At 62.0% G+C, this 13,646-nt stretch carries 16 protein-coding genes; 2 read left to right on the top strand and 14 right to left on the bottom strand.

The genetic code is table 11. The features are described 5' to 3' along the window. Window position 1 precedes the first annotated feature (1 nt). The 3 genes from LU682_RS10175 to LU682_RS10185 are packed head-to-tail and all read right to left on the bottom strand — an operon-like array spanning window position 2 to window position 2,558. Complete coding sequence (locus tag LU682_RS10175; RefSeq protein ID WP_016488097.1) at window positions 2-307, bottom strand: hypothetical protein; 306 nt, start codon at window positions 305-307, stop codon at window positions 2-4. Further along, a complete protein-coding gene (locus tag LU682_RS10180; protein WP_016488096.1) occupies window positions 304-1,659 on the bottom strand; it encodes an integrating conjugative element protein in 1,356 nt (451 codons plus the stop codon). Before LU682_RS10180 ends, LU682_RS10175 begins: the two co-directional genes overlap by 4 nt. Beyond that, window positions 1,659-2,558, bottom strand: coding sequence for a TIGR03756 family integrating conjugative element protein (locus LU682_RS10185; RefSeq protein ID WP_016488095.1), 900 nt, complete (start codon window positions 2,556-2,558; stop codon window positions 1,659-1,661). The genes LU682_RS10180 and LU682_RS10185 overlap by 1 nt, the downstream gene beginning before the upstream one ends. A gap of 317 nt (window positions 2,559-2,875) precedes the next feature. On the opposite strand from LU682_RS10185, the gene LU682_RS10190 reads away from it, so the two are divergent. Further along, window positions 2,876-3,412: a chalcone isomerase family protein gene (locus tag LU682_RS10190; protein ID WP_016488094.1), complete on the top strand. Its 537-nt coding sequence runs from the start codon at window positions 2,876-2,878 to the stop codon at window positions 3,410-3,412. A 209-nt stretch (window positions 3,413-3,621) separates the two neighbouring features. Next, the gene (locus LU682_RS10195; protein ID WP_016488093.1) at window positions 3,622-3,924 is read left to right on the top strand and encodes a hypothetical protein; all 303 of its coding nucleotides are present in this window, start codon (window positions 3,622-3,624) and stop codon (window positions 3,922-3,924) included. 39 nt (window positions 3,925-3,963) lie between these two features. On the opposite strand, the gene LU682_RS10200 is transcribed toward LU682_RS10195, so the two are convergent. The 11 genes from LU682_RS10200 to LU682_RS10250 form a co-directional block, all read right to left on the bottom strand. After that, complete coding sequence (locus tag LU682_RS10200; RefSeq protein WP_016488092.1) at window positions 3,964-6,708, bottom strand: conjugative transfer ATPase; 2,745 nt, start codon at window positions 6,706-6,708, stop codon at window positions 3,964-3,966. Continuing rightward, on the bottom strand, window positions 6,708-7,127 hold the full coding sequence (locus tag LU682_RS10205; protein ID WP_016488091.1) for a TIGR03751 family conjugal transfer lipoprotein: 420 nt from the start codon (window positions 7,125-7,127) through the stop codon (window positions 6,708-6,710). Before LU682_RS10205 ends, LU682_RS10200 begins: the two co-directional genes overlap by 1 nt. After that, window positions 7,090-8,598: a TIGR03752 family integrating conjugative element protein gene (locus tag LU682_RS10210; RefSeq protein WP_016488090.1), complete on the bottom strand. Its 1,509-nt coding sequence runs from the start codon at window positions 8,596-8,598 to the stop codon at window positions 7,090-7,092. The genes LU682_RS10205 and LU682_RS10210 overlap by 38 nt, the downstream gene beginning before the upstream one ends. Next, window positions 8,588-9,394, bottom strand: a complete 807-nt coding sequence (locus LU682_RS10215) for a TIGR03749 family integrating conjugative element protein (RefSeq protein WP_016488089.1) — start codon at window positions 9,392-9,394, stop codon at window positions 8,588-8,590. The genes LU682_RS10210 and LU682_RS10215 overlap by 11 nt, the downstream gene beginning before the upstream one ends. Then, window positions 9,394-10,032 (bottom strand): PFL_4703 family integrating conjugative element protein, encoded by a 639-nt coding sequence (locus tag LU682_RS10220; RefSeq protein WP_016488088.1) that lies wholly within the window; start codon window positions 10,030-10,032, stop codon window positions 9,394-9,396. The genes LU682_RS10215 and LU682_RS10220 overlap by 1 nt, the downstream gene beginning before the upstream one ends. Further along, on the bottom strand, window positions 10,029-10,430 hold the full coding sequence (locus LU682_RS10225; protein ID WP_016488087.1) for a TIGR03750 family conjugal transfer protein: 402 nt from the start codon (window positions 10,428-10,430) through the stop codon (window positions 10,029-10,031). The genes LU682_RS10220 and LU682_RS10225 overlap by 4 nt, the downstream gene beginning before the upstream one ends. Window positions 10,431-10,437: 7 nt before the next feature. Beyond that, window positions 10,438-10,815, bottom strand: a complete 378-nt coding sequence (locus LU682_RS10230) for a TIGR03745 family integrating conjugative element membrane protein (RefSeq protein WP_016488086.1) — start codon at window positions 10,813-10,815, stop codon at window positions 10,438-10,440. Between the two features lie 15 nt (window positions 10,816-10,830). Further along, entirely contained in the window at window positions 10,831-11,070 is a 240-nt protein-coding gene (locus LU682_RS10235; RefSeq protein ID WP_016488085.1) for a TIGR03758 family integrating conjugative element protein, read from the bottom strand. After that, window positions 11,057-11,392 (bottom strand): integrative conjugative element protein, RAQPRD family, encoded by a 336-nt coding sequence (locus LU682_RS10240; RefSeq protein WP_016488084.1) that lies wholly within the window; start codon window positions 11,390-11,392, stop codon window positions 11,057-11,059. Before LU682_RS10240 ends, LU682_RS10235 begins: the two co-directional genes overlap by 14 nt. 209 nt (window positions 11,393-11,601) lie before the next feature. Continuing rightward, entirely contained in the window at window positions 11,602-12,021 is a 420-nt protein-coding gene (locus LU682_RS10245) for a helix-turn-helix domain-containing protein (RefSeq protein ID WP_016488082.1), read from the bottom strand. A gap of 196 nt (window positions 12,022-12,217) precedes the next feature. Then, complete coding sequence (locus LU682_RS10250; protein ID WP_016488081.1) at window positions 12,218-13,576, bottom strand: chloride channel protein; 1,359 nt, start codon at window positions 13,574-13,576, stop codon at window positions 12,218-12,220. Window positions 13,577-13,646 lie beyond the last annotated feature (70 nt).

The following is a 13,646-nucleotide window of genomic DNA, read 5'->3' on the forward strand; positions in this document are numbered from 1 at the left end:
CTCACACTCGTGACAGTTCGACCAGGACGATCGAGCCAAAGCCGACCAGCCCCAAGCGCATGAGCCGTTGCTGGTCTTTAGGTAACGGCCGCGAGCGCAATGCTGTGGTCCAGCCGGCGAAGATCAGGCTGTATAGCAGAGCTCGCCAGTAGGCGAAGTAGGGCGTATTCCCCCGCGCATCCTCGAACCAATCGACTTGGGGGCCGTTCAGTTGCAGCGCCATCCAGGCAACCAGCAACGTAACGATCATTGAGCCGAAGATCAGCAGCACTCGGGCAACCGTGCTCCTCACAGAACGCGGCATCATGGCGTGCTCCTTCCTTGCTCCGCATGATGTAGGCGGTCTGGCTGCGGATCGCGCTGGTCGATGCTGCGCGAGGCATCGGCGCCGCCGGCGTGGCGATCAAGGACCAGGCTGGCGGTGTTGGTGGCCAGGGCTTGGCGCACCTGCAACTCGGTTTGCAGCAAGCGGATCTCGCGCTCCAGTGTTTCGACATTGCTGTTGAGGGCAGTGGTAGCGGGTTGTGCCGACGCCACATTGGGTTCGTGGCTGCCGGCGAGCAGCGTGCGTTGCAGCAGCATCGCCTTGTAGATCACGCTCGACAGCGCGGTCTCGCTGGCCAGGCGTCGGGCCAACAGGTTCTGGTCGGGATCATCGCGCAGGCCCTCGATGACCCCACGGGAGACCTGCAGCAACGGGCTGGAGACTTTGCCCAGGTTCTCCGGCGTGGGCTCCTCTGCGCCCGACAACATGCGCTGCAAGCCTTCAAGGTGCTGGGTGTAGGTTTCCTGGATCAATGGCGTGAGACCTGCACCCGCGCTGACGCGCAGCGTCTCGCAGTCATCACAGGTCTCCACTTCGGTCTCACCGAGCACACGTGTGGCCCACTCAGCGGCCTCGTCGGGGCTCCCCCAGGCCTGGCAGATTGCGCCGTTCTGACAATTTGAGCCGACGGCCGAGGTGTCCTCGACCGAACGGTTGTGCAGTAGGTTGTAACCCGCCTTGACCACGTCCGAGGTCACTCGGATCGGCGCCTGGCCATAGCCGCCGGCCTTTTGCCCGCCGACCCAGCTGACACCGTTGTTGCCGTTGTTGGATTCGGTGTCCTTCACCGCGGTCACGGCATCACCGTCGGACTGCTCCAGGTTGTGCTGCATTTCCTGGTTCTGTGCCAGTGCTCCCCAACCGGCCTGATCCACCTTGTCAGCCATCTTCGCCGCCATCGCCTGGCAGGTGAGCTTGGAGCGGTCGAAGTCGATGCGCCCCTGGAGCACGCCGTTGCTCAGCAGCTCATACAGCCCGGGATTGGCGCGCTGGATGATCATTGCCGGCAGCGACATCACCGCCTGGGTGGCGTTCTGGATGACGTTGCCCATGATTTGTTGGAAACCCTGCGTGGCACCATTGAGCTGGTTCTGCAGGGTGTTGGAGAGGTTCATGTTTCCGCACATCATGTTCGCGCGCCAGGACAGGCCTACGCCGAGTCCGCTGGGGCGGTAGAGCGAGGAGGGCGCGCCCACCGCCGATCCGCCACCGATGGTGTACATCACCCGATCGTCCAATACCTGTGCCTGGTCGCCCAGGTGGTAGCCACTCTCGGCGGCGTGGCCAGCGGCGCACACGAAAAGACATACCAACCCGAACGAGAGGGTGTTCATCACTGCCCTCCATCAAAGTCGATGCTGAACAGAAAGGTCTGTCCCATGCGTTGGCAGCACCTGTACGGGCGCCACAGCGACCAGGCGTAGGCGCCCTCGGCACTCTGGAGGGTGGCGCTCGGGAAGATGGCGCAGGTGCTCTGCACCATCGGAGTGAGCAACTGCCAGCGGTGGTTGTTGATGTTGTTCTCCATCACCGGCTGCGGCGGCCAATATCCGGGCGCTGGCATCGGCTGCAACGGTAGGTAGACGTGCGGCTGGCCAACGCGGGTGATGAAGTCGCTGGCGCGCTGCGCCATCACCGCGGCGGCCTTGAAGTCATCGGGTTGTACCAGGAATCCCTGCCGCGGGTAGACGCTACCCCACATGTTGCCGAAGGCCTGGCTACCGATCTCGCGCATGCCCGGAGTCAGCGCCTGCGGGTAAACGGACTCGGGGATGGCGTGGCGCCAGGCCAGCGGATCGAGCGTGCTCAGGTAGTAGGGCGCAAGCGGCACCGCCCCGCTCGGACACGCATAGCCGAAGCCGAAACTCTGGGCCAGGGCCGTCAGGGCAGCGCCGCCGGGATGCCCGATGCCGTCGACATTCTTGAAACGGGGCAGGTTGTCGCGTTGCGACGAGGGCGTGATCAGGTTGCCCCCGCCTTGCGACAGGGGCGTCGGTACCGAAAGGGCAGACATCTCGCCCCAGGGGTTACTGCCGGTGTTGGAATAGCTCGACACCACCAACTCGGGAATGAAGTGCCGGACCTTGGGTGAGGTTCGCACTGTGCAGCCGAACGGCGTACACAGTAGCCAATAGCAGATCCCGACGATTCTGTACTCCAGACACTGCAGCGACGCGACCGAGGCAATGATGGCGGGGGTGGTCAGTGCCAAGCATTGTTCGGTGAGGAACATCGTGAGAGATGCGGCAAATATCCGCTTGGCATTTCCGCGCCTGCTGCTGCGATGTGCTCCGGAGTGCCGACCTAGAGAGACCGATCTGTCTAATGAGTCTTTCATAGCTATACCCAGCACCTAATCGATGTAACGACGACGGCGTGGTTGAGTGTCTGAGGTCTGACTCACGCGGTGGACCAACTAAATGAGAGCCGAAGCATCGTTTTTGCAGGTTCTCAAGCCAGCGTAACGTCCGAACCTCGGGGCATGGGCAACGAAGGCAAGCTGTTTTAGGGATAAGCTTTACTACTGAAAGGGGAGAAGACGTGGTTGCTATGGGCACGCACCTGGAACACTGGTCTAGAAACCTGCGGGTGGTGACACTCGTGCTGTTGCTTGCTGCGCCAGGGGCTGACGCCGATCTATTTGATGATATCCCAGGAGCACGCTCCATTGGGGCAGGCGAGTTTCGCTGGTTTGGCCTTACTATCTATGAGGCTCGTCTGTGGAGCCGCCATCCTAAGCCGACGCTAGACACCGCTTTGGCCCTGGAGGTCACGTTCCTGCGTGATGTCAGCAGAGCCACGCTTGTCGAGATGCTTCAGGACGAATTCCGCCGATTGGGCGGCGACAAGCTTGAGGAAGAGCAATTGGCGAAATGGAGCTTTGAGATGCGCAGGGCGTTTGGCGATGTTCGGGCGGGACAGCGGCTGATAGGGGTGTACCTGCCTGGGCGCGGTTGTCGTTTCTATGTGAATGATCAACTGAGCCGAGAGGTGCTTGACCCTGACTTCGCCCGAGCGTTCTTCTCCATCTGGCTAGATGGCAGAACACGCTTTCCAAAGTTGCGGCGCGCGTTGCTGGGCGATTAACGAATCCGAACATGCGAAGGCGCGATGGGGGACAATCAAAGGGTTGCATTATGACCAGTTGATTAGCGATTTATTTCGAAAATGGCAGCTGGCGTTGACCTCTTGTCAGACGGTACCTTTCAGGGCCGGTATAGGCGGTTGCGAAATGGGGGGCGTTCGCTATCGTGGCATTACACGCTCCGTATAAAACTAAAGTTATAGGAGGCGACATGAGAATTCGCGGTGATGTGTTTTGGGATTGGGCGGATCAAACGCTCCATCATCGCACTCATGACGAGACCCTTGACGACGGAACCTTTATCGACGTCCAGGTGCGATTGTCGCGTACCGGCAGTACGCAAATGTTCATTGGCGTATACGCGCCACAGGGCATGGCGGTACATGAGGAGGCTTTTGACTCGCGACCCGGCGAATCGATGACGCGGGCGTTGGCATGGGGCGTTGGGCGTGCCAGACGGATATCCCTCGAACATGCTTCCACCGGAGACAGCCCTCTATCAAAACAAGGCTGAATGCCTTTGTTCGCCCCGCTGAGGACACGTGCTGTTGGATTACGGCTTTATACCCCGTCGCCGATCAATTTCCGCCGCGATGCTCAGGGCGGCTTCCAATTCAGTGATGCGCTGTTCTTCCATCAGTCGCCAGCGTTGAGCCTTTTCTTCGGGCTCGGTCATGGCCAGGGCGAGGTACAGGCTTGGTGGTACCGCGCGAAACAGCGTCTCCAGCTGCTTGGACAAGACCACGCCCTCGGTGTACTTGCCCGAGGCCTTGCTCGCCGACAGCAGCAGAGTCTTCTGTGCCGGCGTGAGCTTCTTGAACCGCGCGATCTCTTCGATCTCTGCCGGCGGCATGTTCAGGCAGATCCACCACTCGATCATGTTGAGCATGGTCTGCGCCGCATCGGGGAAGTCGGCCAGGTTCTGCGTCGCCAGCCAGAACCAGGCACCCAGCTTGCGCCACATCTTGGTGCCCTTGACCACGAAGGGCGCCAGCAGCGGGTTTTTGGTGATGATGTGGCCTTCGTCCGTGACCATGATGATCGGACGACCGAGGTACTGGTCGCGTTCGGCAAGGTTGTTCACGGTGTTCATCAAGCTGATGTAGCTGATCGACATCTGCGCTTCATAGCCCTCGCGGGCATAGGTGGCGAGGTCGACGATGGTGACATCGCTTTCCGGCCAAGGGGTGCCTGGTCGGTCAAACAGCGCACCCTCGAAACCTTGGCAGAACAGGTCGATGGACTCGGCCATTTCCTGGGCCCGCTCGCGACGTTTGTCGGGCAGGTGGGCGTCGCTGGCTACCGTGCGAAGGGCATCACGGACATGGCGCGTCATGACCTGCTGATCGCTGGCCGCACAGTGCCTGGCGGCGTCGAGAATGCACTCGCGAATCAGGCTGCGGTCTGCCCGGGTGAGGCGCGCCTCTTCCTTGGCTTCGCCGCCGGTGATCATCAGGCGGGCGGTGATCTCCAGCTCGCCCAGCACATCGCGTTGCTCGTCGCTGCCCGAAGCGTCTTCATCCAGGACCTCGGTCGACAGGCTGGCGACCTGGTCGGGGCGTTCGATCAGTCGGCGGGCATCGGCGAAAGGGGCCAGGCTCAAGCCGCTGCCCGGTTTGAGTTGGACCTTATTGACGGTCAAACCTAGGGTGGCGAAGTAGTCGCCCTGCAGGCCAAAGGAGTTGCCGGCTTCGACGATGAACAGCCGCGGCCGGTACACCGCCATGATCTGCATCAGAATCGAGACCAGGGTGGCCGACTTGCCGGCGCCAGTCGGGCCGAACAACAGCAGGTGACCATTCATGGAACGGTCGAAGCGTGACAGCGGGTCGAACGATAGTGGCGCGCCACCCCGATTGAAAAAGGTGATGCCCGGGTTGCCGGTACCGATGCTGCGTCCCCACAGCGGCAGCAGGTTGGCCACATGCTGGGCAAACAAGAGCCGGGTGTACCAATTGCGTTTATCCCGTGCGGGGTTGTAGACCATCGGCAGCCAGCGCAGGTAGCTGTTGCACGCGGCCACCTCATCGCCCTCGCGCACCGGTTGCAGGCCGGCGCCGAGCAGTACATTGGCTGCCTGGATCGAGCGCTGGCGCAATTGCTGTTCATCGGCGCCGCGCAGGTACAAGGCCAAAGTACCGCGGTACAGCTTGTGCTGGCGACCGATCAGCGCGCGGGCCTCTTCCACATCCTGGCGAGTCTGGGTCGAGGCCAGGTTTTCGCCGATTGCTTTGCGCGCCAGGCGGTTGAGCTGCTCCTCGAGCACATCCTGGGGCGTGATCACCAAGGTCAGGCTCAGGATGGCCTGCTCCGGCAACTGGTCGAACAAGGCGTTGAGCGCCTCACCCTTGCGGGTCTCGCCGGTCAGCTGGCCGATAAGGGGCGGCCTGCGCAGCTTGTCGACTACCATCACCGCGTGCGGCTGCTGATCGAAATACCACAGCCCCTGCTCGCTGTCCGAGTGTGGCTCCTGGAAGAACAGCCGCTCGGCAAAGGCATGGTCGAACGGCAGCGATAGGCCCTCGCCGTCATCGGTCTCCGGGTAGGGCACCCGTCGATAGAACGCTGCTGGTGCTTCACCGGTGAGGGTCGGTGCCGGGTTAAACCAGGGCAGCAACCACGCATAGAAATCCCGCCCCGTCAGCCGGCGAGGATTGACGCCGCAGGCCTGCAACGACGCTACCAGGCGGTCACAGGTTCTTTCCAACAGCTGAGTGGGTTTTTGCCCGTCGTCGTCGGCCTGGTCACCGAGCCAGCGATAGACCACCAGTCGAATCCGCCGATTGCTGCCGCGCCAGGGCAGGTGCGACACGACAGGGTCGTCAAACAGCCCAACCGGTTTGGCAATGGTTTCGAGGTGGTGCTGCATCAAAGCAAGGAAGGCAGCGGTGAAGGGTGTGCCTGTCGCTCGGGGTGCAACGTATTGCTCCAAGCGTTCCAGGTACGGGGAAAAGTCACTGTCGTCCTGGCAGAAGAACTGCACCACCCATGGCGCCTGGTCGAACTCGTCGAAGCTGTCCTGCAGCGCATCTTCCAACGCATCGCGCGCTGCCGTCAGCCATTCCGGCTCACGGCCCTCGGTGCCGATCGGCTGCAACTCGAACACGGCGCCGACCGAGCGGTTGTCGTCGAGCAGAAAGCACTGCTCCTCCTCAAGGTATTCGACCCAGGGCAAGTGGTCGGTGAAACTGGGGTTGTGCGCATACTGTGCAGCCTCATCCGCACGTGTTGCGCGCCGACGCTGCGCCGCGCGCCAGGGCTTCCAGCGCGGCGGGGTGCGATCTACATCATCATCCATCACAGATCGTCCAAGCGTTCGCCGGGCAGCGCATACTGGACCTTCTCGTACAACGGGAAGACGGTCGAATAGCCGGGCACGGGCGTCTGTTGGGTACCGGCCAGGTGCGGGTAGATGTACATCACCAGATCAGGGTTGGGCAGGCGTGGGAACTGGGCGCGGATCTCGTTGGCGGCTGTGCGGGTGTAGGCGCTCTGGTCCTTGATCAGGCGCTCGGGATCAAGCACTGGCCGGCGCAGCTCATCGCGGGCCTCCTGCAACTGCTGCTGCGTACCGACGGCGCCGCCGCTGTTCCAAATATCCAGCATGGTGTGGTCGCCGTGGGGCAGCATTTCGTCCTTGCTGGTGGTGCAGCCCGCCAGGTGCAGGCAAAGCAGCAGGCTAATCCAGGTCCAGTACCGAAACGGGTGGGCTTTCATGATTCACTCTCCGGCCTTTGGGTTCGTAATCGATGCTGATTTCGTGATCCAGGTGCAAGGCCACCTTGGCACCCGGCGGGACGTAGATGGCGGCAAACGCTTCGCCGTAGAGCTTGTTGACCCAGTCACGAATGTCGCCGATGCCACCGCTGATGACCGAGTTCAGTGCGCTGTTGCCACTGTTCTGACTCAGCCCCAAGCTGCCGCTGGCCGAGTTGATGAAGGAGGTGTTGGTCTGTTCGCTGCCCAGCGCTGCTGCAAATCCAGCGCCGGCAGCGGTGATCAGGCTCTGGCTGCCGAGGTACTGCTGGGCGTTGGAGCGACGCTCGCCGGCGATGCAGGGAATGCCGTAAGGGTCGGAGATGTAGCCGAGGCCGCCGCGGATCTTTTCGGTGTCCGAGGTCTGGGTGCTGGCGCGGTTGCGGCTGATCACCTTCTGCGGCTGCGGCACCGTGCGGACGGTGCCGTCGCTGAAGACAAAGGTGAGCGACTCGACCTGGCCGCGCACGCAGGACAAGGTCCAGTCGCCGGCCGCGGTACCGCTCATGACCGCGCCGACCACGTCCGGTAGATCGATGCCGTTGGCGGTGAGGTTGTCCGGTCCCACCAGTACCTTGAACGGGTAGGGATCATTCACCGTGCCGTCCACCGGCACGCGGCCAATCAGCGCGGTCATAGCGATCGAGCCCATCAGGGTCGAGTTCTCCGGGATGGTGTAGAGGGGCTTGGCACCCTCGGCCCGGTCCTGAGTGCCTTCCAGGTCGTGCTCGCCTTTGGCCACGGCACGGAGATGGTCTTGGCCGCGGTCAATCGCGTTGTTGTCTAGGCCATGCAGGTCTTTGAATTTCGACGTCAGCGACGACAACGGTCCCTCAGCTTTGCTGGTGCCCTCCTGGCCGGCACGGGCATTCGATGGCTCGATCCACTGCACCGCATCCGCCGGCAGTTGTGCCCCGGAGAATTGTTGCTCGTCACCCGGCTCGAGACCGAAGCCCACAGGTATTTCGGACTTCGCGGGCGGCTTGTTGGTGAGTTGGTCCTTGAGCCGGGACAGCAAACCCTGGGTCTCGCGGTGCTGTTGCTCGGCCTTCTGCCGGGCATCGTTGGCCTGTTGGCGCTGCTCGGTGACCTGCTGGGTGACACTGCTCAGCGTGCTCTGAATGCGGCTGTCGATGTTGCCTTCGCGCGTGCGCAGGCGGTTGTTCTCGGTCTGCAGCGTCTCGTTACCTTTCTTCAGTGACAGCATCTCGCTGCGCATCGCCTTGACCTGGCCAATCAGCGTGGCCACGGTGTCGCGCGGCGTGTCGCCAGCAATGCCGAGGGCCTTGGCCTGGTCCGGGCTGAGTGCGGTGTTTTCGGGATCATGGGCAGGTTGACCATCCGGCGCCGCCACCCAGGATTTGCCGATGATCAGCACAATTCCCAGCAGGACCGCCGGTACCAGCCATTTCAGCAAACCGTTAGCTTTCATGATCGGCAGCCTCCGGCGCTGGCGGTGGCAACAACAGCGCGTGCCTCAGGTCGCCGCCGCGGGTGACGAGGTACGCCACGGTGGTGTCTTCAGGTGTGCCAGCGTGCCCCAGGTATTCGTGCTGGAAGGTGGCGGCATACAGCGTGGCCTGCAGGTGCCGCGGGTCCAGCTTGACCTTGGCCGACCCACGGTTGACGATCTTCACCGCCGTCACCCAATAGTCGCCCAGCCGCCAGGCGGCGAGCCCCTTTATGGATACGTGCTCGGTCGGCAGCAGTGTGCTGAACCCTGAGGACTCGTCCAGCGGGACTCGACGCACACCGGGCAAGGGCGCCACGGTGCGCAGCGGCGCATAGAGGTTCTGCGCCGCGTAGCGAGTCAGCACCACCGGTACCGGCGTCGCTGCGGGGGCTGCATCCTTCGCGGTTTCCTCGTCCGGGGCCTGAGTCTGGGCAACGATCTTGACCGCCTCCAGCGACTCATTACCTTCGAGCGCTTCGATGTCGATCAGGATGATGTCCCCCGACTTCACCGACTGCAATTGGAGGCGGGTAGGAGGGAGGGCTTCCGACGCACGCAGGTACACCGTGCCGCCGACTGACTGCACACGCAGCTTGCTGGTGATCGCGCTGGGTAGCCCGACGCGAACATCCTCATCCAGCATCAGGATACGTTCCTGACCCACCGTCAGCGGCACGGCCAGCGGCAGGCGGTCCCAGTATTTGACCTCGACGGCGGCTGCGGCTGAACACCACCCGGCCACCGACACCAGCATCAAGATCAAGAAACGCATCATCATGCACCTCCAGGCAGCGTCAGCTTCTGCGGTGTGCCTTCGTAGCAGTCCAGGGCCAGGCCCCATTTGTTGTGCTCGGGGTCGACGTCGAAGCGCACTACGCGTAGCGGATAGCGCACGACGACGCGCTTCACCGGTTCGGCGGCGTAGTACTCGTCGGCATTGAGGTCGAGCTTGACCAGCCAGCTGTGCTTATCCAGCTGCTTTACCCGCAGGTCGGGGTCATCGCTGTAGCCACGACCCAGCACCTCGTACACGCCGCGCACGCGGCCACGTAGTTCGCCGGCTGCCTTGCGGTACTCGAAGTCGCCATCGAAAAACGTCTTGCAAGCGGGTGTCAGGTAGGGCTGCAGGGCGAAGATCGCGCGGTGGTAGTCGACCTCGCCGTCGGTGGGCCAACGGTTAAGCTGGCCGAAGATGTACAGGGCAAAGGCGTAGATGTTTTCCGGCGGCACATCCCACCATTTGCGCGTGCTGCCGGAGCGCAAGTCCGGTGGTACGTGAATGGTCAGTTCGGATGGTGCGGACTGCCAGCCATACCAGAGTCCGGTGCACAGCAGCGCCAGCACGGCCACGGCCAGGCGCAGGCTGAGAATGTGCGCCTGCTGCGCATCCACCTTGTTGCGGAAGCGGCTCATGGGGTGGGCCTCGCAGGTCGGCGCGTACGGCGGACCGTCCACGGGCCGGAGTGTAGGATCAGGTAGTGACTGCTGATGCCCCAGTGCACAGCCAGCTGCCACTGCAGGCGTCGGTACAGCCAAGTTTCTGGACGAGCACGCTTGGCCCGGCGCAGCAACTTGCCGCCACCGAGCAGCACCAGCGCCATGCACAGGAACATGCAGGTGGGGAGGGTGGCGATGGAGGCGGTGGCCACCGCCAGCGGTGCGCCGAGAATCAGGCCTAGTACGGCACCGACGATCAGCGCGACCCACATCTCGTCGTTGGTGAGGCCGCGCAGGACGGCTGGGTCGCGGTTGAGGCGTTCCGGCAGGAAGGTCAGCGTGCCGTCTGGGAGAGTGGCAGGGACGTCGGACATGGCAACCTCACAGGATCGTCGCAGCTTTGGTGAGGAACCACAGGATCACCACCACCAGCAGCGCGCCGACGCCGACCACGGCGCCGAGGTCCTTCCAGGTCTTGCGCTGGTTTTGCACGTCGGCGTAGACGGTGAGCGAATGCCAAGCCACGCCCAGGAAGGCGAGGGTGGCGATCAACAGACCGAGCAGGATGCCGCCGTCATAGGCGTAGTTCTTGATGGTGTCGATCAGGCCTGAGCCCTCGCCGCGGGAGGGGGCTTCCATGGTCGGCAGATCAGCCCTGGCCAGCGTCGAGCTCAGCAACACCGAGCCGCCGAACAGGGCTTTTGTATAGATAGCTCGCAGCCGGAGCAGCGGAAGGAGGCAGTGACGGGAGAGTTTCATGGCAGGGTCTCCAGACTACGACAGCATGAAAAACATCAGCACGATCAGGGCTAGGGCCAGACGCAGCGTGCTGCCGCCGAGCGCACCGAAATTGAGATTGCCGGCCGCCCAACCGCGGTAGCCGGTCCACAGTGCCCAGGTGCACCAGAGCAACGCCAACACCAGCACCGAGGAGCGCCACAGCACCGAACTGAGTTGCGGGGCAAAGCCGGCCACGGCCGAGAACGCGCTGAGTTGAGCGTCAGTCATGCTCATCGGAGGGGCTCGAGTGAGGCGCATCAACTCGATACTGACCGGTCATTTCGACCTGGTCAGCTGGCTGAGCGCGGGAGGGCGACAAGTATTTATGGATGCCTTCACGTATTCGTTCGAGGTCCGCCGTAAACCTCGGATAGTCGAAGCGATAGCGCGTTCCTGCGGCGTCGTCTGAGCCGCTTTCGGCACGATCGGCCAACTGTTCGATGGCAGTGAACTGTCGTTGCACGAGTCCCAGATCTGAGCGCTCGCGACTTTCCTGTGCGACAGCCGGAAGTGCTGCCAGACAAATCAAAAGCGACGGGAAGGCATATGTCCTCATGGCGGGCTCCAGAGCGGTCTCTGGTCGTCACCATTACTGCGCGGGGGAGTTGACGCACGAGTTAAAAGGATTCTCGGCGTTTCGTTTTCTGGCGAGGTTGGGCAGGGAGCGGGGTGAGCCTGAAGTTAAGGCATTGAGGGAGGATGAGAACCTGCTGGTGCTGAGGTCTTACGAGTGCTGCAGCGAGCACCTGAACGGCTAGCCAGGCATTACTCGGAGAATGACAGCTCCGCCTGAAGTGCGCACGGTGCGCGCGAAGGCATTTTCGTTCGGGGATTGCGTGAGTTGGCCGGCAAAGCAGTCTCAGCTAGATCATCCCCCAGTGTGGCCTGTAGTCCAGGAATTCGACCCTCTGACTCAAGTGCTCGAATCTCGCTCCTAGTCCTGACGATCAGCTCATTTGCCGTCTGCCCTGTATCCTCGCTCAGCGTCAAAGCCACCAGCGTCAAGGGACTCACTTCCAATCGCTCGCTAAGCTTCTCAAGTTTGTCCAGCGTGAGGCTCGATCTACCGGATTCGAGCTTGGACAAGTAGGTGCGGCTGGTCGTGTCGGCAAATCCGCGTTGGGTGATGTTGCGGTGACTGCGTAGTACTCGAAGCACGTTAGCGAACGATGACTTTAGTGTCATTGAGTTACCTAAGACATAAGGCAGGTATAGCGACCTTGTCGTCTCATCGACGTTGATTGGCGCAAATGACTGGACGCGACCGTTGCAACGAGCATTCTTGGCTTGTGGCAGATCGGCCCTCAACAACCTGCGTCATTGAACTACTTGGGTGAGCAATTGAAGTCGCCCCCCGGTTACAGCGTCATGTCTACGCGATTCACGGTTTTTCGTTAAGCTGAATTTGCGTAACGGTGCCGTCGTTCGATTCTCGTCCGGACGCGTGCAGTTTGTCGATAATTTGTCGCGCGAGTGCATGGTAGAGCGAGACAGGTGAAATCCAGCCCGAGATGGCGGTAGCCATCAGTGTGGTCGCGAGCATGGGTATGGCAAGGTCGGGGCTGTGGGTCAGTTCGAGGACTATGACGGAGGCAGTGAGCGGTGAGCGTGTCACGCCGGCCAGATAGGCCCCCATACCCAGCAATGCACATGCTTGCGGGTCAACATCGGGTATCAACGACAGCAGTGGCGCGAACGCCGCGCCTATGCTCAGCGAAGGTGAAAACAGCCCGCCAGGAATACCGGAGAGGTAGGACACGACGTTGGCCAGAAATTTCCACAGCAAAAAACTTGGATCGGTGACGGGTTGTGCCCCAAGCAGGGCGCGCGTTTCTTCATATCCGGTACCGAACACGTGATTGCCGGAAACCAACCCCAGTATTGCTAGAGTAAAGCCGCAGAGGGCCGCGAAACGGACTGGATATCGACTGCGCAGCCCGCAGACACGGCCGAGGATGCCGTGATCGGTGGGCAGCACCAGCTTCGCGTAAAAACCTCCCAGCAACCCGCCCAGTGCTGCGCATGCAGGGACCACGCTCCAACCCCATCCAGTTGGCATCCGTCCACCGATTTCGCCAAAGTAGGCGTAGTGTCCCATCAGGCCCAGTGTCACGACGCCGCCAATCAGCACTGCCGTTAGCACCAGTCCGCTGAAACGTTGCTCAAACGTGCGGCTCAATTCCTCAATGGCAAAGACCACCCCGGCCAATGGCGTGTTGAAGGCTGCGGCAATGCCTGCGGCGCCGCCGGCGAGGATCAGTCCAGCGATCGTGCGTCGCCCATGTAGGCCCAGCCGGCGGCCGAAGGCATACAAAACGGCGGCCCCGATATGAACGGTTGGGCCTTCCCGTCCTACCGAGCCCCCAACTAGGAGTGCACCGAGGGTCAGGCTCATGCGTGCAGCGGCGACTGGCAGTGAAAGCAATCTGGCTCGTAAACGGCGGGAGGGCATTTCAAGGGCGGCGATGACTTGGGGAATGCCGCTGCCTTTGGCATTTTCAAACCAGCGCTGTGTCAGCCACGCCAGCAGCGCGAAACCGAAGGGCGTGATCAGCAACGGGGACCAAGGCGCCCATTCAAGCAAGCACCTGAACGACGCGAACGCGGCGTCGGCCAGCCACGCGAATGCCAACGCCGTCAGCCCGACCAGAAGTGCGCCGATCCAGAATGCCAGGCGTTGTCGCCATTCTCGCCAGTATGAAGTGCTGGAAGAAGGGGTGGCGGTTTTCAAATCGGCCATTGTTTGTCATGTGATGGGAACAGACAGAGAGTATGGCGTGATTTGTCGAGCGGGCATACCCGACCGAGGT

It is taken from the genome of Pseudomonas alloputida, assembly GCF_021283545.2.
GTDB lineage: Bacteria > Pseudomonadota > Gammaproteobacteria > Pseudomonadales > Pseudomonadaceae > Aquipseudomonas > Aquipseudomonas alloputida.

Excerpts from the sequence above, each read along its gene's own strand:
- LU682_RS10200 (WP_016488092.1), bottom strand. The coding sequence starts at position 6,708 with ATGGATGATGATGTAGATCGCACCCCGCCGCGCTGGAAGCCCTGGCGC.
- LU682_RS10235 (WP_016488085.1), bottom strand. The coding sequence starts at position 11,070 with ATGAGCATGACTGACGCTCAACTCAGCGCGTTCTCGGCCGTGGCCGGC.
- LU682_RS10210 (WP_016488090.1), bottom strand. The coding sequence starts at position 8,598 with ATGAAAGCTAACGGTTTGCTGAAATGGCTGGTACCGGCGGTCCTGCTG.
- LU682_RS10220 (WP_016488088.1), bottom strand. The coding sequence starts at position 10,032 with ATGAGCCGCTTCCGCAACAAGGTGGATGCGCAGCAGGCGCACATTCTC.
- LU682_RS10195 (WP_016488093.1), top strand. The coding sequence starts at position 3,622 with ATGAGAATTCGCGGTGATGTGTTTTGGGATTGGGCGGATCAAACGCTC.
- LU682_RS10245 (WP_016488082.1), bottom strand. The coding sequence starts at position 12,021 with ATGACACTAAAGTCATCGTTCGCTAACGTGCTTCGAGTACTACGCAGT.
- LU682_RS10190 (WP_016488094.1), top strand. The coding sequence starts at position 2,876 with ATGGGCACGCACCTGGAACACTGGTCTAGAAACCTGCGGGTGGTGACA.
- LU682_RS10240 (WP_016488084.1), bottom strand. The coding sequence starts at position 11,392 with ATGAGGACATATGCCTTCCCGTCGCTTTTGATTTGTCTGGCAGCACTT.
- LU682_RS10215 (WP_016488089.1), bottom strand. The coding sequence starts at position 9,394 with ATGATGCGTTTCTTGATCTTGATGCTGGTGTCGGTGGCCGGGTGGTGT.
- LU682_RS10180 (WP_016488096.1), bottom strand. The coding sequence starts at position 1,659 with ATGAACACCCTCTCGTTCGGGTTGGTATGTCTTTTCGTGTGCGCCGCT.
- LU682_RS10185 (WP_016488095.1), bottom strand. The coding sequence starts at position 2,558 with ATGTTCCTCACCGAACAATGCTTGGCACTGACCACCCCCGCCATCATT.
- LU682_RS10230 (WP_016488086.1), bottom strand. The coding sequence starts at position 10,815 with ATGAAACTCTCCCGTCACTGCCTCCTTCCGCTGCTCCGGCTGCGAGCT.
- LU682_RS10250 (WP_016488081.1), bottom strand. The coding sequence starts at position 13,576 with ATGGCCGATTTGAAAACCGCCACCCCTTCTTCCAGCACTTCATACTGG.
- LU682_RS10225 (WP_016488087.1), bottom strand. The coding sequence starts at position 10,430 with ATGTCCGACGTCCCTGCCACTCTCCCAGACGGCACGCTGACCTTCCTG.
- LU682_RS10175 (WP_016488097.1), bottom strand. The coding sequence starts at position 307 with ATGATGCCGCGTTCTGTGAGGAGCACGGTTGCCCGAGTGCTGCTGATC.
- LU682_RS10205 (WP_016488091.1), bottom strand. The coding sequence starts at position 7,127 with ATGAAAGCCCACCCGTTTCGGTACTGGACCTGGATTAGCCTGCTGCTT.